Source organism: Aurantimonas sp. A3-2-R12 (assembly GCF_036016755.1).
Taxonomy (GTDB): Bacteria; Pseudomonadota; Alphaproteobacteria; order Rhizobiales; family Rhizobiaceae; genus Aurantimonas; species Aurantimonas coralicida_A.
This window is the reverse complement of the sequence record NZ_JAYXIH010000006.1, coordinates 106601-124508: the sequence shown is the minus strand read 5'-3', so window position 1 is coordinate 124508 and position 17908 is coordinate 106601. Positions and strand designations below refer to the sequence as shown.

Sequence of the window (17908 nt, the reverse complement as noted above, 5' to 3'; positions counted from 1 at the left end):
GCCGCCCGGCCCTGTCGTCGTCTTACGAGTGTGTCACTTGCCGGTGTCGCGGATTGCGTCCAGCTTGTCCTGGCCGAACTGCTCGGCGTATTTGGCCATCAGAGGCTCCAGCGCTTTCTCGAAGGCGGCGCGGTCGACGTCCTCGGTCACCTCCATGCCCGCCTCCTTCAGCGTGGCGACGCCCGAATCGGCGTCGGAGCGAACCTTCTCGCGCATCGCGGCGGCGCCCGCCTTGGCGGCTTCGCGGAAGGCCTCTTTCTCCTCATCGCTCAAGCCGTCCCAGACCGTCGGCGACATCAGAAACAGGGCCGGCGAATAGACATGGTTGGTCAGCGAGAGGTACTTTTGAACCTCCGCGAACTTGGCCGAGAGAATCACCCCGATCGGGTTTTCCTGGCCGTCGACGGTACCCTGCTGGAGCGCGGTAAACAGCTCCGGGAAGGCCATCGGCGTCGGCAGAACGCCGAGTTCGGAGAACGCCTCCATATGCACCTGGTTCTCCATGGTGCGGACCTTCAGGCCTTCGGCATCGGCGGGCTCTTTCACCGGCCGCTTGGAATTGGTCAGGTTGCGGAAGCCGTTCTCGCCCCAAGCGAGCGCGATCAGGTCGTTCTCGGGGAACTTGTCCAGCAATGCCTGGCCGATCGGGCCATCGAGCACTGCATGGGCGTGATCGTAGTCGCGGAACAGGAACGGAATGTCGGTGATCAGTGTCTCCGGCACGAAATTGCCGACCGGACCGGTCGAGGTGATGACGAGATCGACCGTACCGAGCTGCGCACCCTCGACCATCTCGCGCTCGCCGCCGAGGGCGTTCGCCGGGAACTGCTTGATGGTGAATTTGCCGTCGGTGAGTTTTTCGAGTTCCTCGGCCATCGCCGTGGCGCCGACGCCGTAATGTGAGGTTTCGGACAGCGAGTAGCCGAGCTTCAACTCGACGGCATTGGCCGCTGAAACGGTCCACCCGGCAAATAGCGCGGCGAGACCGGCAGCGGTGAGCGTTCTGATGGTCATGATTCCTCCCGACATGGCGGCAACCGTCGAAAAGGGCTCCTCCCTTGTCCGTAAGGCCGCATGATGAAGCGGATTTGCGGGAGAATGCCTTACCCTGTCAAGGCGATGCGCGGTGGCAGTTGCCGCGAAGCGGCGAAGGCAGCGTAAGCCGAGACGGATGGTGATGTCACGCAGCGCCGGCGCGGACGCAGTCGGCGCACAGGCCGCTGATTTCGATCGCGGTGCGCTGCGGGCAGAATCCCTCGGATTTAGCCCAGCCGCGCAGTCGCTCCTCGACCACCGCGTCGGAAAACTCCCAGACCCGCGCGCAGCGTCCGCAGATGCCGAAGGCGATCGTCGCGCTCTCGTGATGATCGTGGGGATGGGCGCAGGGCACGAACGCCTTGAGGCTATCGAGCCGATGGACGAGACCACGATCGAGAAGCGTATCGAGAGCGCGATAAACCTGCAGCGGCGCGCGAAATCCGTCGTCACGGAGCCGGTCGAGGATCGTATAGGCGCTCAGCGGCTCGTCCGCCGCCTTCAGCGCGTCGAAGACGAGGCTCTGGTTGCGCGTCAGTTTCGGCGCGGCGATCATCGCGGTGCCTTTTCAGCAGGTTCGGCCCGGCGGTCGGCAAATGCCGGCATCGGCAGCAGGCTGACAAGGAACAGCGCAAGCGCGGCGACGACGATCGACGGGCCGGACGGCGTGTCGAAATTCAGCGAGGCGAAGAGGCCGCCGGTCGAGGCGACAGAGCCAATGAACGCGGCGAGGAGCGCCATCATCTCCGGCGTCGAAGCGAAGCGCCGCGCAGTCGCCGCCGGGATGATCAACAGCGCGGTGATCAGGAGAATGCCGACGATCTTCATGGCGATGGCGATGACCACCGCCATCAGCAGCATGAAAAGAAATCGTGAGCGTTCCGGCCGAAGCCCCTCGGCTTCTGCGAGTTCGGTGCTGACGGTCGCGGCGAGCAGCGGACGCCAAAGCACGGCCAAACCGGCGAGGACGAGGATGCCGCCGCCGAAGATCGCGACAAGGTCGATGCGGGAGACCGCCAGGATGTCGCCGAACAGGAGACCCATCAGGTCGATCCGCACCCAGGTCATGAAGGCGATGATGACCAGTCCCAGCGCCAGGGTCGAATGGGAAAGGATGCCGAGCAACGCGTCGGTCGACAGCGCGCCGCGCCGCTCGAGCAGGACGAGGGCAACGGCGACCACCGCGGCCACTGCGAAGACGCCGAGCATCAGGTCGATCTCGAAGGCTGTCGACAGCGCCACGCCGAGCAGCGCCGAATGGGCCATCGTATCGCCGAAATAGGCCATGCGCCGCCACACAACAAAGCAGCCGAGCGGGCCGGCGACCAGCGCGATGCCGATGCCGGCCAGAATGGCGCGGACGAAGAAGTCATCGAACATCGGCGGGCTCCCGGTCCTTCGGACGATCGGAACGATGTTCGTCATGGTCATGGTCATGGTCATGGTCATGACCGTGATCATGATCGTGCCCGTCACCGCCTTTCGGGGGACTGCATTCGTCGCCGATCGTGCCGTCGGCGAAACGCACCCGCCCATCCGGCAGATGGGTGTGATCGTGATCGTGCGAATAGATCGCCAGGGTCTCCGCCGCGCGCGGGCCGAACATGCGCTGATACGCCGGCGAATTGGCAACCGATTGCGGCGTCCCCTCGCAGCAAACATGGCCGTTGAGACAGATCACCGTATCGGTCTTGGCCATCACCACATGCAGATCGTGCGAGATCAACAACACCGCGCAGCCTTCGGCATCACGGATATCGGAGATCAGGTCGTAAAGCGCGATCTCGCCGCTGAAATCGACGCCCTGGACCGGCTCGTCCAGGACAAGAAGATCGGGCTTGCGGATCATCGCGCGGGCGAGCAGCGCCCGCTGAAATTCGCCGCCGGACAGACGATGCACCTCGGCCTTGGCCAGATGGGCGATGCCGACGCGGTGCAGCGCCTCGGTGACCGCCGCGCGCGAAGCCCGCACGGTCAACGTCATCAGCCGCTCGACGCTGAGCGGCAGCGTCCAGTCGATGCTCAGCTGCTGTGGCACGTAGCCGACCGTCAGCCGGTTCGCCCGGCGGACTGTTCCCTCGTCGGGCTTCAATATTCCGATCGCGGTCTTGGCGGTTGTCGATTTGCCGGAGCCATTGGGGCCGATCAGCGTGACGATCTCGCCCCGGCGCAAGGTCAGGTCGACGCCGCGCACGAGCCAGCGCCCGGAACGCCGCACACCGACGCCGCGCATTGCGACGAGGACATTGTCTACGAGAGAAGAGGAAGAGGTCATTCGCTATCCGGACCATCGCTTGCAGCAGCGTATGTCACTCGCTATAGCACATCATTGTAATGACATAACATATCAATTTAGCGCCAATGGGCGCCGCGTCATTCAGAGCCGAAGGATTTGTGCATGCCGACAACCCGCTCGTTGCTCCTCGCCGCCGCGTTGTCTGTCCTGACTTCTTCCGCCCAGGCAGCCGACGCGGACACCACGCCCGCCGTGGTCGCCTCGATCAAGCCGATCCATTCGCTCGTCGCCGGTGTCATGGAGGGTGTCGGCGAACCGATGCTGATCGTTCAGGGGGCCGGCTCGCCGCACACCTATCGGATGAAGCCGTCGGAGGCCGCGGCGCTCCAATCCGCCGATGTCGTCTTCTGGGCCGGCGCCTATCTGGAGGCGTTTCTGGTCAAGCCGCTCGCAACGCTCGGAGCGAAGGCGAAAAGCGTTGAGCTGGTCGATGCGCCGGGCGTCGAGAGGCTGCCGCTGCGCGAGGGCGGAGCGTTCGAGGCCGACGCGCACGAGGACGAAACCGCCAGCGAGGCCGCGCACGAAGACGATGGCGGCACCTTCGACACACATGTCTGGCTCGACCCGGTGAACGCCAAGGCGATGGTCGGCGCGATCGAGGCGACCCTCGCCGCCACCGACCCGGCCCATGCAGAAACCTACGCGGCCAACGCCGACAAGCTCGAGGCACGGCTGGACGGACTGATCGCCACAATCGAGGCCGACCTCGCCGGCGTGAAGGGCCGGCCCTACATCGTCTTCCACGACGCCTATCAGTATTTCGAGCGCCGCTTCGCCATGCCAGCCGCCGGATCGATCACCGTCAGCCCGGAGACGCCCCCCGGCGCGAGGCGGATCACCGAACTTCAGGCCAAGGTGAAGGCGGTCGGCGCGACCTGCGTCTTCGCCGAGCCGCAATTCGAGCCGGCGCTCGTCGATGTGGTCATCGAGGGCACCGAGGCGAAGGCGGGCGTGCTCGATCCAGAAGGCGCGGCGCTAAAGGATGGGCCGGAGCTCTATTTCGAACTGATCGGCAACCTCGCGGCGTCGCTGAAAGACTGTCTTTCGTAGGAAAACTGAGGCGGAACGCTGCAGCATTCCGTCCGCCACCGGGCAATTTCAGCCCTCGTCCCCCGCCGCAACAAAGGCGGCCAAGCGCTTGTCGAAAAAGGCGCCAACGCCCTCGCGGGCATCGGCCGTCTCCCAAATATCGGCGAGGCGCCGGGCGGTGTCGGCAATGGTCGCCTCGTCGATGATCGGGCCGAGCGAGCGGGCGAGCGCCTTCGACGCCGCGACGGCCGCCGGCGAGCAGGCAAGATAGGGCGCGATCTCCGCCTCAACCGCGGCGTCGAGATCATCCGCCGGTATCGCTTGGGCGAGAAGGCCGAGCGATACCGCCTCATCGGCGTCGAACAGCCGCGCCGACATGAAGACGCGGCGGGCGCGTCCCTCGCCCATCCGGGCCAGCACGTAAGGCGAGATCGTCGCCGGGATCAGGCCGAGTTTTGCCTCCGTAAAGGCAAAGCGCGCCGCATCGCTCGCGACGGCCACGTCGCAGACCGCGATCAGCCCGAGCCCACCGCCGAAGGCCTGACCCTGGATGCGGCCGATCAGCGGCTTCGGCATCTCGTTGAGGGCTTTGAGCATCCGCGCCAGCGCCGTCGCCTCGGCGATGCGCTCCTCGCGGCTGGCCGCGAACTGCGCCTTCATCCAGGCAAGGTCCGCCCCGGCGGAAAAGCTCCGGCCTTCGCCTGTGAGGACGACGACACGCACGGTGGGGTCGGCGCCGAACTCTTCGGCCGCCCGCGTGAGGTCGGCGATCATCGCCGCGTTCATGGCATTGTGCTTGTCCGGCCGCGCCAGCGTCAGCGTCGCCACGCCGCGCGTGTCGGTCTCGATGCGGATCGTCCCGGTCACTCGCCCCTCCCCGCCGTCCCGGCGGCGCTCTCCGGCTGCAACGCCAGCAGCAGCGCGCCGTCCTCGACCTGATCGCCGGGCGAAACCAGAATCTCGGCGACGATGCCGTCGCGCGGGCTCTTCAGCGTGTGTTCCATCTTCATGGCTTCGAGCACGATCAGCGCCTCGCCCTTCTCCACCGCGTCGCCGGCTTTGGCGAGAACCAGCTTGACCAGGCCCGGCATCGGCGCCGCGATCCTGTCGCCGCCAGCCCCTTCCTCGGCATGGGCGCTGGCGCTCCAGCGCGCGAAGCGATGCGCCGCACCGTTGGCGAACACCGTGACCGCTTCGACCTCCCACGCCAGCGTCACCCCGAAAATGCGGCCGTCGAACGACAGGCGCACAGCGTCGCCAGCGACCGCGACGACGGCAAGATTCAGCGGCTCTTCTCCGGCATCCACGGCGAAACGGCCGCCGCCGCGATCGGCGACCGCCACGTCACGTCGCCCCCCCTCGTCCGCCTCGAACCGCGCCGTCTGGCGCGCGGTGCCCCAGATCCGAAAGCCGCGCAAACGCGCCCAGGGATCGTCGCCGGCCTTGACCGGGACAGGTTCCTCCAGATGGCCGAGTTGCGCCAGCGCAGCGGTCGCCACGATTTCCGGCGGGGCCGGCGCGTTTGCCGTCAGCGCCTCCTGGTCGCGGCCGATCAGGCCGGTGTCGACATCGCCGGCGGCAAAGCCCTCATGCGCCGCGAGCCGTCCGAGAAACGCGACATTGGTCACCGAGCCGGCGATATGCGTCCCGGCCAAAGCCCGGCGCAAGAGCCGGAGCGCCGACGGGCGGTCCGGGCCGTGGACGATCAGCTTGGCGATCATCGGGTCGTAGTGCGGGGTGATCCGGTCGCCCGCGCGAACGCCGGTGTCGATCCGAACCCCCTCGCCCTTCGGGAAGCTGAGATGGGTCAGCGTGCCGGTCGCCGGCAAGAAGCCGCGGGCCGCATCCTCGGCATAGATTCGCGCCTCGAAGGCATGGCCGTGGATCGCCAGATCCTCCTGCGTGAACGGCAACGCCTCGCCGGCCGCGACGCGCAATTGCAGCTCGACCAGATCGAGGCCGGTGATCGCCTCGGTCACCGGGTGCTCGACCTGCAGCCGCGTGTTCATCTCCATGAACCAGAAGCGGTCGGGCCTGAGACCATCGGAGGCGTCGACGATGAACTCGATCGTCCCCGCCCCCGCATAGCCGATCGCCTTGGCGGCGGTGACCGCCGCTTCGCCCATGGCGGCGCGCATTTCGGGCGTCATGCCGGGCGCCGGCGCTTCCTCGATCACCTTCTGATGGCGGCGCTGCAAAGAACAGTCACGCTCGAACAGATGCACGGCGTTGCCGTGGCAGTCGCCGAACACCTGGATCTCGATATGCCGGGGCTTTTCGACATATTTCTCGATCAGGCAGTGCGGATCGCCAAAGGACGCCGCGCCCTCGCGCCGGGCGCCTTCCAGCGCAGCGGCGAACGCGGCCGGATCGTCGACGCGGCGCATGCCCTTGCCGCCGCCGCCGGCCCGGGCCTTGATCAGCACCGGATAGCCGATCTTACCGGCCTCGCCGGCGAGGAAATCGGGATTCTGTTCGTCGCCGTGATAGCCCGGAACGACCGGCACACCAGCCGCGTGCATCAACTTCTTGGCGGCGTCCTTCAGGCCCATCGCCCGAATCGCCGAAGCCGATGGGCCGACGAAGATCAGCCCCGCCGCTTCGACCGCCGCGACGAAATCCGGATTCTCGGACAGGAAGCCGTAGCCGGGGTGAATCGCCTCCGCGCCGGTCCGCTTCGCCGCGGCGATGATGCGCTCGCCCTTGAGATAGCTCTCGCCGACCGGCGCCGGGCCGATATGCACCGCCTCGTCGGCCATTTCGACATGCAGCGCTTGCGCGTCGGCATCGGAAAACACCGCGACGGTCCGAATGCCCAGCCGCTTCGCCGTGCGGATGACCCGGCAGGCGATCTCGCCACGATTGGCGATGAGCAGAGTGGTGAACAGTCGTTGACGATGCTGTGCCATGCCTACCAGCCGAGGTCGCTGTGCGAGCCCAGCCGCACCAGGGTCAGTTCCTTATCATACAGCTTAGCATAGATGAGCAGGAGATCCGGCCTCAGATGGCAATCGCGATAGCCGTTCCAATCGCCCGTCAGCGCATGGTCGCGATAGGTCTCCGGCAGATCGTTGTCCTCGATGAGTAACGCGAGCACGGTTCGCAACTCGGTATCCAATATTGCGCCGTACCGCCCCTTTGCCATCCGCTTGTAGTCTCGTCGGAAGCGAGCCGTACGTCTAATCGTCCGCATTCAGATCGGCCATGAGGGCGTCGATGCTGTCGAACTTCTCCCCGTCGCCTCGGCGGGCCTCTTCAATAGCCGCGATTGTCTCGGCATTCGGAACGAAGGGCGCGAAGGGCAGTCTTTTCTCCCTAGCCACCCGTACCATCAGCATACGAAATGCGTCGGATACCGAAAGCCCCATCGTCGCGAGGACCGCGGCGGCCTCTTCTTTGGTTTCCTTGCTGATACGGGCCCTAACGACGGCATTTTCGGCCATGATGCGCTCCTTTGGGCTACAATGTAGCACACTGGGCAATCGGATTCGAGGGTCGCTCCATTCGGGTGGAACCTTATCCTTCCACGCGTGTCGAGACCGGTCTAATGTGATTTCCACCCATCCATGTGCGGCTAGGGTTCCGTTGCCTTCGCAAGCTGGTCCGAGCGCCGTTACGAGCCGTGTACGGCAGACACCTGAAAGACGAAAAAACTAGGGGGGATGGCTGGGTGCGCTGGCGCGCGCCTGTTTCATCCTCATCGTCTTCAGGGGCCCTCATGACAGTTTCCGGTTTTGTTCTCGTGCTTGCGGCGGCGTTCTGCCACGCGACATGGAACTTCCTGGTCAAGAAAATCCGGGGCGGCCCCGAGCTGATCTGGCTCTTCACGGTGGTTACGCTCGTCCTCTATCTGCCGCCCGCCGTCTATGTCGTTGCCACAAACCCACCCGATTTCGGTCCATGGGAAATCGGCTTCATCCTCGGCAGTACCGGGCTGCATCTGGGTTATATTCTGCTGCTGCAGCGCGGCTATCGCGACGGCGATCTGTCGATCGTCTATCCGACCGCTCGCGCCACCGGACCATTCCTGGCCACGATCTTCGCCGTCACGATGCTGGGGGAACCGCTGACGTGGCAGATCGCCCTCGGCGCGATCGTCATCATCGCCGGCGTCCTGTTTCTGTCGGGCGGGCTCAAGCGTGGCTCCAAGAGCGTCACCGCCTCGATCCTGTTCGGCGTCAGCGTCGGCTTGCTGATCGCCAGCTACACCGTCTGGGACGCCTATGCCGTCACAGCGTTGCTGATTCCACCGCTGCTGCTCGACTATGCCTCCAGTATCGGCCGGGTGATGTTGCTCACGCCCTACGCGCTGCGACGCCGAGCGATGGTGACGGCGCTTTGGACGCACCACCGGGGGAGCGTCATTGCGATCGCCGTTCTCAGCCCGCTCGCCTACATTCTGGTGCTCTACGCCCTCACCTTCACGCCTATCATCTATGTGGCACCGACCCGTGAACTCAGCGTCGTCCTCACCGTCCTGATGGGCAGCCTGCTCTTGCGGGAGGGTCAGCTACGGCATCGTCTGTTCTGGGCGGCGGTCATCTTGGGCGGCGTGGTCCTGCTGGCCACAGGGTGAGGAGCGGCTCGCGTGATAGCTCCTTGGCCTGCTCAGAGGCCGATTTCATCACATGCGGAACAACCCGAACCGTGTGTCCTCGATCGGCGCGTTCAGCGCGGCGGCGAGCGACAGCGCCAGAATATCGCGGGTTTTGGCCGGGTTGACGATGCCGTCGTCCCACAGCCTCGCCGAGGCATAGAGCGGGTGGCTCTGGCGCTCGAACATCGCGATCGTCGGGCGCTTGAATTCGGCTTCCTCCTCGGCAGACCACTCGCCGCCGCGCCGCTCGATGCCGTCGCGCGTGACGCTCGCCAGCACCCCGGCCGCCTGCTCGCCGCCCATCACCGCGATACGGCTGTTCGGCCAGGTCCACAGGAAGCGCGGCGAATACGCCCGCCCGCACATGCCGTAATTGCCGGCGCCGTAGGAGCCGCCGATCAGCATGGTGATCTTCGGCACGGCCGTCGTCGCGACGGCGGTGACGAGCTTCGCCCCGTGCTTGGCGATGCCGCCCGCCTCATATTGCCGGCCGACCATGAAGCCGGTGATGTTCTGCAGGAACACCACCGGGATCTTGCGCTGCGAGCAGAGCTCGACGAAATGCGCGCCCTTCACGGCGCTTTCGGAAAACAGCACGCCATTGTTGGCGATGATTCCGACCGGCATACCGCGGATATGGGCGAAGCCGCAGACCAGCGTCGGGCCGTAGCGCGCCTTGAACTCGTGGAACCTCGACCCATCGACGATGCGGGCGATCACCTCGCGCACGTCATAGGGCGTCTTGGCGTCGGCGGGCACGATCCCGAGGATTTCATCCGGGTCGTAGGCCGGCTCTTCCGGCGTCTGGAACTCCACCGCCGGCCGCTTGTCCCGGTTGAGATGGGCGACGGCGTGGCGGGCTAGCGCCAGCGCATGCAGATCGTCCTTGGCCAGATGATCGGCGACGCCCGACAGCCGCGTATGGACGTCGCCGCCGCCCAGATCTTCGGCGCTGACCACCTCGCCCGTCGCGGCCTTGACCAGCGGAGGGCCGGCCAGGAAGATCGTGCCCTGCTTGGCGACGATGATGGTCTCGTCGCTCATCGCCGGCACATAGGCCCCGCCGGCGGTGCAGGAGCCCATGACGACGGCGATCTGGGCAATGCCCTTGGCCGACATCTGCGCCTGATTGTAGAAGATGCGGCCGAAATGGTCCCGGTCGGGAAACACCTCGTCCTGGTTCGGCAGATTGGCGCCGCCGGAATCGACGAGATAGACGCAAGGCAGATGGTTCTCGGCGGCGATCTCCTGGGCGCGGAGATGCTTCTTCACCGTCAACGGAAAATAGGTGCCGCCCTTCACCGTCGCGTCGTTGGCCAGCACCATCACCTCGCGGCCCGACACCCGGCCGATGCCGGCGATCAGACCGGCCGCCGGCACCGCGTCGTCATACATCCCGTTCGCCGCGAACAGGCCGATTTCGAGAAACGGCGAACCCGGATCGAGCAGCCCCTCGACGCGGTGGCGGGGTAAGAGTTTGCCGCGCGACAGATGCCGTTCGCGAGCCTTCTCGCCGCCCCCGGCCATCGCGGCTTCGGCGGCCGCCTCGACCGCTTCCATCTGCCGGACCATCGCCGCTCGATTTTCGGAAAAGCTCTCGGAGCGGGGCGAGATGGCGGAGGTCAGGACGGACATGAGGTGCTCAAGATTGGCTGCGGGCGACGCGGTCGTCCCGGACCATAGCCATAGAAGTCCCTGCCCTGCTACCGGTAGTCCGGATTGGGATGATCGAACCGACAGCCGGCCTCCCAGGCGTCGCGGTCGTTGCCGTGCCGTGGCAGGCCGCCGGCATCCTTCAGCATCCGCGCCATGTGCATCAGGTTCCAGGTCATGATGGTGGCGTTGCGCTGGGTGAAATCATTGTCGTATCCCAGCGGCCCGTTGTCCGTCTCGTCGCCGTAGCTCGGCCCCGGCCCGGCCTCGCCGATCCAGCCGCAATCGGCCTGCGGCGGAATCGTGTAGCCGAGATGGCCGAGGGCGTAGAGGCAGGTCATCGCGACATGCTTGATGCCGTCCTCGTTGCCGGTGACGACGCAACCTCCGGTCTTGCCGTAGAAGAAGCTCTGACCCTTGTCGTTCTTCAGCCCGCTCATGCCGTAGAGCCGCTCGATCACCAGCCGGCAGGCCGAGCTTTCCTCGCCAAGCCAGATCGGAGTGCCGAGAACGAGGATCTCTGCTTCTTTCACCGTCTCCCAGAGTTCCGGCCAGGCATCCGTCGCAGCGCCGTGTTCGGTCATGTCGGGCATGACCCCGTAGGCGATGGGATGGTCGACGGGGCGGAACTGGCTGACCGCGACGCCGTTTCGCTCCATGATCTGATGCGGAACCGACAGCAGATCGTCCGTATGCGAGCGCTCGGGACTGCGCTTCAGCGTGCAATTGATAATCACCGCCTTCAAATCGCTGAAGTCGAAATCATGCCCCTTGCAGAGCGCTTCCTGGCGGTCATTGAGGGGCATGGGAGTTCCTTTCGGTCACAGTTTTCGCGCAACTGCGCGGAACGCGGAAAATCGGGCATCCGCCCGCAAGGTCAACCCGTCTCGTGGAACAGCTCGCGGCCGATCAGCATCCGCCGGATCTCGCTGGTGCCGGCGCCGATCTCGTAGAGCTTGGCATCGCGCAACAGCCGTCCGGTCGGGTAGTCATTGATATAGCCATTACCGCCGAGCGCCTGGATCGCTTCCAGCGCCATCTGCGTCGCCTTCTCGGCGGCGTAGAGGATGCAGCCGGCGGCATCCTTGCGGCTGGTCTCGCCGCGGTCGCAGGCCGCCGCCACCGCGTAGACATAGGCCCGGCAGGCGTTCATCGTCACATACATGTCGGCGAGCTTGCCCTGCATCAGCTGGAACTCGCCGATCGGCTGGCCGAACTGCTTGCGCTCATGGACATAGGGAACGACCACATCCAGGCAGGCGGCCATGATGCCGAGCGGGCCGGCCGACAGCACCACCCGCTCGTAATCGAGGCCGCTCATCAGCACCCTGGCGCCGCCGCCCTCCTCACCGAGAATATTCTCATAAGGCACCTCGCAATCCTCGAAGACCAACTCGCAGGTGTTCGAGCCGCGCATGCCGAGCTTGTCGAGCTTCTGCGCGGTCGAGAATCCCGCCATCTGCTTCTCGATCAGGAAGGCGGTGATGCCGCGCGGCCCGGCGTCCGGGTCGGTCTTGGCGTAGACGATCAGTGTCGAGGCGTCCGGGCCGTTGGTGATCCACATCTTGGTGCCGTTGAGGACGAAGCGGTCGTTGCGCTTGTCGGCCTTGAGCCGCATGCCGACGACGTCCGACCCGGCGCCGCTCTCCGACATCGCCAGCGAGCCGACATGCTCGCCGGAGACGAGCTTCGGCAGGTATTTCCGCTTCTGGTCCTCGGTGCCGTTGCGACGGATCTGATTGACGCAAAGGTTGGAATGGGCGCCGTAGGACAGGCCCACCGAAGCCGAGGCACGCGAGATCTCCTCGATTGCGACGCAATGCGCCAGATAGCCCATGGCCGAGCCGCCATACTCTTCTTCGACCGTCACCCCGAGCAGGCCGAGCGCGCCCAGTTCCTTCCAGAGCTCGTTCGGGAATTCGTTGGTGCGGTCGATCTCGGCAGCGCGCGGCGCGATCGTCTCCTGCGCGAAGCGGTGCACCATCTCGCGCAGCGCGTTGATCTCCTCGCCAAGCGCGAAATTCATCCCCTTGTCGAACATGTCTGCTCCTTAAAATCCCGCCGGAGCCAATTTGGCGACATCGGGGATAACCGGCAACATTATTTCCGGCCCCAGACCCGCGCAGCATCGCCGAATGATGATCAAAGGGCTAGTCTGGCGATCGAAGAGCCTTGAAAGTCCGGAGGATGAGATGAGCCAGGCAGCGATCAAACCCCAAGCTTCCGACCAAGGCGAGCGGCGGGCCCTGGTGCTGGAGAAAAAGGGCGAACTCTCGCTTCGCGAGATGCCGGTCGACGAACCACTCGGTCGCCGCGACGTGCGGGTCGCTATCCACACCGTCGGCATCTGCGGCTCGGACGTCCACTATTACACGCATGGCGCGATCGGCCCCTTTGTGGTCAAGGCCCCCATGATCCTCGGCCACGAGGCATCGGGCATCGTTACCGAAGTCGGCGATCGGGTCGAAACGCTCCAAATCGGCGACCGCGTCTGCATGGAACCCGGCATCCCCGACCTGGACAGCCGCGCAACGCGCCTCGGGCTCTACAATCTCGATCCGGCCGTGCGCTTCTGGGCGACGCCGCCGGTGCATGGCGTTCTGAGATCCAGCGTCGTTCATCCGGAGGCGTTCACCTTCAAGCTGCCAGACAATGTCTCCTTCGCCGCCGGCGCCATGGTCGAGCCGCTGGCCGTCGGCGTCCACGCCGTGACCAAGGCGCGCGCGGCGCCCGGCAATGTCGCCATCGTCATCGGCGCCGGACCGATCGGCCTGGTCACCGTGCTCGCCGCTCTCGCCACCGGCTGCGCCCATGTGATCGTCAGCGATATCGACGATAGCAAGCTGGACCTTGCCCGCACGCTCGGACCGGTCTCAACCGTCAATGTGGCGCGGGACAACCTCGTCGAGGCGGTGATGGCCCAGACCGGCGGCTGGGGTGCGGACGTCATCTACGAATGCTCCGGCGCGGAGCGGGCGATCGCCGGCATTTTCGAGCCGCTCTGTCCGGGCGGTACGGTGGTCTTCGTCGGCATTCCGCTGAAACCCGCCGCCTACGATGTCGCGGCGGCGATGCTGCGCGAAGCGCGGGTCGAGCATGTGTTCCGCTATGCCCATGTCTTCGACCGCTGCGTCGCGATGCTGGCTTCGGGAACGATCGACGTCGCGCCGCTGATTACCCGGACCTTTCCCTTCGCGCAAAGCGTCGAGGCCTTCGAACTGGCCGCGAGCGCACCGAAAGGCGAGGTGAAGATGCAGATCCAAATGGGACTTTGACACCAGCAAGAAGCGCATTTCGCGGAAAAGCGGCGGCGGCCGAGCCTGTTCTTTACCGGTCGTTGGGAATGGTCAGCAGGACCGACAGCCCCTTCGTCCCCTCGACCTCGAGGCTGCCGTTCAGTTTGCGGGCGCAGCCTTCCACGATCCGCCAACCGAGCGACTTGGAATTTCGAAGCACCGTCTCCGGATTATCCAGTCCCGGCCCATCGTCACCGACGCGAAGACAGAAATTGGGTCCCTGCTGATATGCTTGAATGTCCACATGGCCGTTCTCGCCGCCGTATTTCGCGGCGTTGGTCACCAGTTCGTTGACCACCAGCGCGATCTCCGTCGCCGCTTCGAACCCGATAGAAATCGCCTCGGCATGGCAGTCAATCGTTAAGCCACTGGAGCCGAAAGCGGAGGCGAGCCTGTCGGTGAGGCTCTCCAAATGCTGCCGCATATCGACCTGGGTCACGTCTTCAGCCTGATGCAGGAAATTATGTGCGTTGGCAAAGGCCTGTATGCGGTTCGTCAAAATCCCGAGCGCTTCCTGCGTCTCCTCCGATTTGGCCTGCCGCGCCTGCATCAGCGCCAACGACTGGATGATCGCCAGATTGTTTTTGGTCCTATGATGGATTTCGCGCAGGAGGAATTGCTGTTCGGCCAGGGAATCGCGCAATGCGCGATTCTGCTCGGCGAGTTCTTCGATCGGGGAGCCTTGCGCGGCGTCGATGAGGGCGCCGGCAGTCGCCTTTGCGAGATCGTCGGTGTCGCGATTCCCATTCAGGTGAAGCCCAAGCGTCACCAGTGTGCCGCCCGCGCCGGTCTTCAGGTCGAAATAATCGACCAGCTTCTGCGAGCCACTTAGGCCCAGACCGAGCCCGGTGTGTGCCTGATGCCGAGCCCGTAGCATCGTTTCGACGGCAGCGATCCCAGGCCCCTTGTCCTGCACCCTGGCCATCAGCCGGGTCCTGTCTTCAGGGCGGTCGAAGGCGAATTCGGCAACTCCCCCGCCCGCATACTGGAGCGCGTTGCGGGCAATCTCCGACACCGCCGTCGCAAAGCGAATCTGATCACGCGTAGCAGCGCCGGCGACCTGCGCGGCAAGGCGCGCGGTGCGGCGTGTATGCGTGACGTCCGCGTCCCGCTCGACACGAATCGACGTGACGACCGCCTTCACTGCCTTGCTCGCGCGACAACCACGCCGCAGTCATCGGTTCCCCGCCGCCTCCGCTTGTAAAGCGTCGCGGCAATTGTCATCGGCTCGCGAAAAAACAGCGACGACGGTTCCGGTACACGCTCGCTGCCCCGCAGACCATCGGTCGAAAGCACCAGCATTCCTTCCGCCGGCCAGTTGTGCTCCGTCACCCGAGGCTGTTTGGCGCTCGCGCCCACGATGCCCGGCGTCGATGGAATGCCGTGGCGAGCGCCGTCAGGGGACAATATTTCCCCCCGAACATTTCCGAGTGACATCGCCCGTAGTTTGCCGGCGGTATGCGGCAGCTCGACGAGTAAAGCGGCGGCACCGCGCCCGCCGCTCAGGGCCGCCGAAATTTCTGCCGCCGTCGCCTCCAGCGAGGCTCCCGTCGACCGCTCGAAGGCCTCGACACCTTTTTTAGCCTCGACCGCCGCCGCGGGTCCGTGACCCAGAACATCCATCAGCATGATCATCGTATGGCGCGCCTCCAGGCGCAGATCGAAGGCGTCCCCGCCCTCGGAGAAATCCGGCTTCGGGACGATCAGGCCGACGGCCTCCAAGGCTTTCCCCAAGTCCTGCTTCAGCTTGCCAATGGTGATCGCAAGCGTCGTGCCCTTCGGGTCGCTGTAGATGTCAAAGGCGTCCGACATGCGCGCGATCGCGCCGAGCCCGCCGCCCAATCCTCGTTCGCCCCCCTGCGCCGTCGTATAACCGTCGGTCATTGCAGCCTGGATATCCGACAAGCCCGGTCCGTCGTCGAGAACGATGACGTCGAATCGCGCCGCCTCACCCTCCGCACGCGGAATCAGAATGATCTCGCCCCCGCGGGCGTGCCGGACCAGATTCGTTGCCGCTTCGGTGACGACCAATGCCAGCCGGTCGCGGTCGTCGGCGGACAAGCCGATCGTCTCGGCTTCGTGGAGAGCTTTTCTGCGCGCCGCACCGACTTGGCTGATTTCCGTGACTTGTAGCGAGATCATCGGGCAGCGGACTCCAATATGACGGTTGTCCCGCTCTCGCGGGACGATTCAACCTCGAGCCGGTCGACCAGACGGCGGGCGCCGCTCAAACCGAGCCCCAACCCGCCTCCGGTCGTAAAGCCGTCCGTGAGAGCCTGCTTGATGTCGTCGATGCCGGGGCCTCGGTCCGAGCATGTAGCAACGACCTTGCGGAACGACCCGTTCCCGATAATCGCAAATGAAATCACACCTCCGCCACCGTAGACGATCGCGTTGCGGGCTATCTCCGAGACGGCCGTGACGAACTTCGTTCGTTTGATCACGCTGGCGCCCAGAGACGCCATCGCTTTCATTGCGGCTTGGCGCGCGAAAGCCACATCGGTGGCTCGGGCGAGCCTGACGGTCACAACTTCCTCGCTCACGGATCGCTCAATGCTCTATTGGTGAAGGATCAGATCGATTGCCCTGTCCGCGTTCAGTGCCGTCTCGACGCCCTCCAGCGTCATGCCGAGTTCGACGAGAGTCATCGCCACGGCCGGACGCATGCCGACGACGATCGTGCGCGCATTCATCATGCGCGCCATCTGGGCCATGGCGCCCAGCATCCGGCCGGCGAAGGTATCGACGATCTCAAGACTGGAGATGTCGATGACGACACCACGGGCCTTGTGCCGCGCCACTTCCTCGACGAGTTGATCCTGGAGAGTCACGACCCCTTGGTCGTCCAGATCATCTCGGATCGCGACAACCACGCATCCGGTGATCGTGACAATGGGGGTGGTGCCGAAGGAAGGTTCCACCCCTTAACTCTCCTTCACGGAGACGCCGATGCGCTCGAAAGCATGGGCGAGGCCGCTCTGCAGATCGACGCGCGTGACGATATTGGGCAGTTCCACGCCGAGATTGACGATCGTCTGGGCGATTTTCGGGCTGATACCGCAGATGACGCATTCGGCCCCCATCAATCGTACCGCCGCCGCCGTCTTCAAGAGGTGCTGGGCAACCAGCGTATCCACCGTCGAAACGCCCGTGATGTCGATAATCGCAACTTCGGCTTCCCACTGCACGATCGAGTCGAGCAGATTCTCCATCACCGCCTGGGCACGGAACGAGTCGAGGGTCCCGATCAGCGGAACCGTGACGATCCGATCCCAGATCTTGACCACCGGCGCGGAGACCTCGGTCATCTCGGCCTGCTGGCGTTCGATCACCGCCTCGCGCTTCTGAACGAGGTACTCGACGGCCTGAAGCACGATCTGATCGACGACCCGCGTGGTGTTCCAGATCTCGTTTGAGAAGGCTTGCGGGCTGTCGGCGAGGATCGACCGCAACTGATCGAACAAGGGCTGCTTGATCGAAGCGATGAACCAGCCCATTTCCTTCGGGGAAACCCCGCGCTGGGTGCGGCTCTCCGTGATCGCCTCCAGAGTCTCGCGGAATTGATCCCACGCTGGCTTGCCGAGATCGAAACCCTCGTCGACGGCGGCGTTTTCCATCGCCCCCGTAAGGACACTCAGAAGCTCCCGGCTCTGCTGCTCGGTTTCCCTTGGCGGAAACGAGATCCGTTCGCTTGACGCCTTCCCGCGCCTGGGCCTTTAGCCATCCAGCGAGGACTTTCTCGAAGTCCGCGCGGAGAAGCGCCACGGTCGGTGATGTTTCGACTGCCATTTCATGCCCTTACTATCAGCGTCCCTGCCCGTCTATCGCCCGGTGCGGCCGTCGACGCAATCCGGTTTGTACGCATTTGGCCAGATTGGAAGTTTTGGCAATGGCTTTTTGCCTCTATCGCGGACAGGTTCTGCGCACATATTTTCGCACCAAAGCGGCAGCCATCTGCGGGTGCAGCGCAATATCCACGCGTGAATTCTCCACCATACATGC

At 64.9% G+C, this 17908-nt stretch carries 19 protein-coding genes; 3 read left to right on the top strand and 16 right to left on the bottom strand.

The window, feature by feature from the left end; all coding sequences use genetic code 11:
* Positions 1-33: 33 nt before the first annotated feature.
* The 4 genes from VSX60_RS05310 to VSX60_RS05295 form a co-directional block, all read right to left on the bottom strand.
* Positions 34-1014 (bottom strand): TRAP transporter substrate-binding protein, encoded by a 981-nt coding sequence (locus VSX60_RS05310; protein ID WP_327623108.1) that lies wholly within the window; start codon positions 1012-1014, stop codon positions 34-36.
* Between the two features lie 166 nt (positions 1015-1180).
* Entirely contained in the window at positions 1181-1591 is a 411-nt protein-coding gene (locus tag VSX60_RS05305) for a Fur family transcriptional regulator (protein ID WP_327623107.1), read from the bottom strand.
* The gene (locus VSX60_RS05300) at positions 1588-2415 is read right to left on the bottom strand and encodes a metal ABC transporter permease (RefSeq protein WP_327623106.1); all 828 of its coding nucleotides are present in this window, start codon (positions 2413-2415) and stop codon (positions 1588-1590) included. The genes VSX60_RS05305 and VSX60_RS05300 overlap by 4 nt, the downstream gene beginning before the upstream one ends.
* Entirely contained in the window at positions 2405-3310 is a 906-nt protein-coding gene (locus tag VSX60_RS05295) for a metal ABC transporter ATP-binding protein (RefSeq protein ID WP_327623105.1), read from the bottom strand. The genes VSX60_RS05300 and VSX60_RS05295 overlap by 11 nt, the downstream gene beginning before the upstream one ends.
* Positions 3311-3433: 123 nt before the next feature.
* Here VSX60_RS05295 and VSX60_RS05290 point away from each other — a divergent pair, with 123 nt between their 5' ends.
* Positions 3434-4381 carry a zinc ABC transporter substrate-binding protein gene (locus tag VSX60_RS05290; RefSeq protein ID WP_327623104.1) on the top strand — a complete coding sequence of 316 codons (948 nt, stop codon included), beginning with the start codon at positions 3434-3436 and terminating at the stop codon, positions 4379-4381.
* Between the two features lie 48 nt (positions 4382-4429).
* Here VSX60_RS05290 and VSX60_RS05285 read toward each other — a convergent pair whose 3' ends face one another.
* The 4 genes from VSX60_RS05285 to VSX60_RS05270 are packed head-to-tail and all read right to left on the bottom strand — an operon-like array spanning position 4430 to position 7803.
* A complete protein-coding gene (locus tag VSX60_RS05285) occupies positions 4430-5227 on the bottom strand; it encodes a crotonase/enoyl-CoA hydratase family protein (RefSeq protein WP_327623103.1) in 798 nt (265 codons plus the stop codon).
* The gene (locus tag VSX60_RS05280; RefSeq protein ID WP_327623136.1) at positions 5224-7248 is read right to left on the bottom strand and encodes an acetyl/propionyl/methylcrotonyl-CoA carboxylase subunit alpha; all 2025 of its coding nucleotides are present in this window, start codon (positions 7246-7248) and stop codon (positions 5224-5226) included. Before VSX60_RS05280 ends, VSX60_RS05285 begins: the two co-directional genes overlap by 4 nt.
* Positions 7249-7271: 23 nt before the next feature.
* The gene (locus VSX60_RS05275) at positions 7272-7505 is read right to left on the bottom strand and encodes a type II toxin-antitoxin system YafQ family toxin (protein WP_442873055.1); all 234 of its coding nucleotides are present in this window, start codon (positions 7503-7505) and stop codon (positions 7272-7274) included.
* 34 nt (positions 7506-7539) lie between these two features.
* Positions 7540-7803 carry a type II toxin-antitoxin system RelB/DinJ family antitoxin gene (locus VSX60_RS05270; protein ID WP_327623101.1) on the bottom strand — a complete coding sequence of 88 codons (264 nt, stop codon included), beginning with the start codon at positions 7801-7803 and terminating at the stop codon, positions 7540-7542.
* Between the two features lie 275 nt (positions 7804-8078).
* Between VSX60_RS05270 and VSX60_RS05265 the strand changes: the two genes are divergently transcribed.
* A complete protein-coding gene (locus VSX60_RS05265) occupies positions 8079-8936 on the top strand; it encodes a DMT family transporter (RefSeq protein ID WP_327623100.1) in 858 nt (285 codons plus the stop codon).
* Positions 8937-8984: 48 nt separating this feature from the next.
* Here the strand turns inward: VSX60_RS05265 and VSX60_RS05260 are convergent, their stop codons facing one another.
* The 3 genes from VSX60_RS05260 to VSX60_RS05250 all read right to left on the bottom strand — a co-directional run bounded on the left by VSX60_RS05260 (position 8985) and on the right by VSX60_RS05250 (position 12651).
* Positions 8985-10592: a carboxyl transferase domain-containing protein gene (locus VSX60_RS05260; protein ID WP_327623099.1), complete on the bottom strand. Its 1608-nt coding sequence runs from the start codon at positions 10590-10592 to the stop codon at positions 8985-8987.
* Between the two features lie 68 nt (positions 10593-10660).
* Complete coding sequence (locus VSX60_RS05255; protein ID WP_327623098.1) at positions 10661-11416, bottom strand: flavodoxin family protein; 756 nt, start codon at positions 11414-11416, stop codon at positions 10661-10663.
* Positions 11417-11487: 71 nt separating this feature from the next.
* A complete protein-coding gene (locus VSX60_RS05250) occupies positions 11488-12651 on the bottom strand; it encodes an isovaleryl-CoA dehydrogenase (RefSeq protein WP_327623097.1) in 1164 nt (387 codons plus the stop codon).
* Between the two features lie 151 nt (positions 12652-12802).
* Between VSX60_RS05250 and VSX60_RS05245 the strand changes: the two genes are divergently transcribed.
* Positions 12803-13885, top strand: coding sequence for an NAD(P)-dependent alcohol dehydrogenase (locus VSX60_RS05245; RefSeq protein ID WP_327623096.1), 1083 nt, complete (start codon positions 12803-12805; stop codon positions 13883-13885).
* A gap of 52 nt (positions 13886-13937) precedes the next feature.
* On the opposite strand, the gene VSX60_RS05240 is transcribed toward VSX60_RS05245, so the two are convergent.
* Genes VSX60_RS05240 through VSX60_RS05220 form a run of 5 tightly spaced genes read right to left on the bottom strand, consistent with a single transcriptional unit; the run spans position 13938 to position 17589 of the window.
* Positions 13938-15050, bottom strand: a complete 1113-nt coding sequence (locus VSX60_RS05240; protein ID WP_327623095.1) for a sensor histidine kinase — start codon at positions 15048-15050, stop codon at positions 13938-13940.
* Positions 15047-16048 carry an ATP-binding protein gene (locus VSX60_RS05235; protein WP_327623094.1) on the bottom strand — a complete coding sequence of 334 codons (1002 nt, stop codon included), beginning with the start codon at positions 16046-16048 and terminating at the stop codon, positions 15047-15049. Before VSX60_RS05235 ends, VSX60_RS05240 begins: the two co-directional genes overlap by 4 nt.
* Positions 16045-16449: an ATP-binding protein gene (locus VSX60_RS05230; protein ID WP_327623093.1), complete on the bottom strand. Its 405-nt coding sequence runs from the start codon at positions 16447-16449 to the stop codon at positions 16045-16047. Before VSX60_RS05230 ends, VSX60_RS05235 begins: the two co-directional genes overlap by 4 nt.
* Before the next feature lie 15 nt (positions 16450-16464).
* Positions 16465-16827 carry an STAS domain-containing protein gene (locus VSX60_RS05225; RefSeq protein WP_327623092.1) on the bottom strand — a complete coding sequence of 121 codons (363 nt, stop codon included), beginning with the start codon at positions 16825-16827 and terminating at the stop codon, positions 16465-16467.
* A 3-nt stretch (positions 16828-16830) separates the two neighbouring features.
* Entirely contained in the window at positions 16831-17589 is a 759-nt protein-coding gene (locus tag VSX60_RS05220) for an STAS domain-containing protein (protein WP_327623135.1), read from the bottom strand.
* Between the last annotated feature and the right edge of the window lie 319 nt (positions 17590-17908).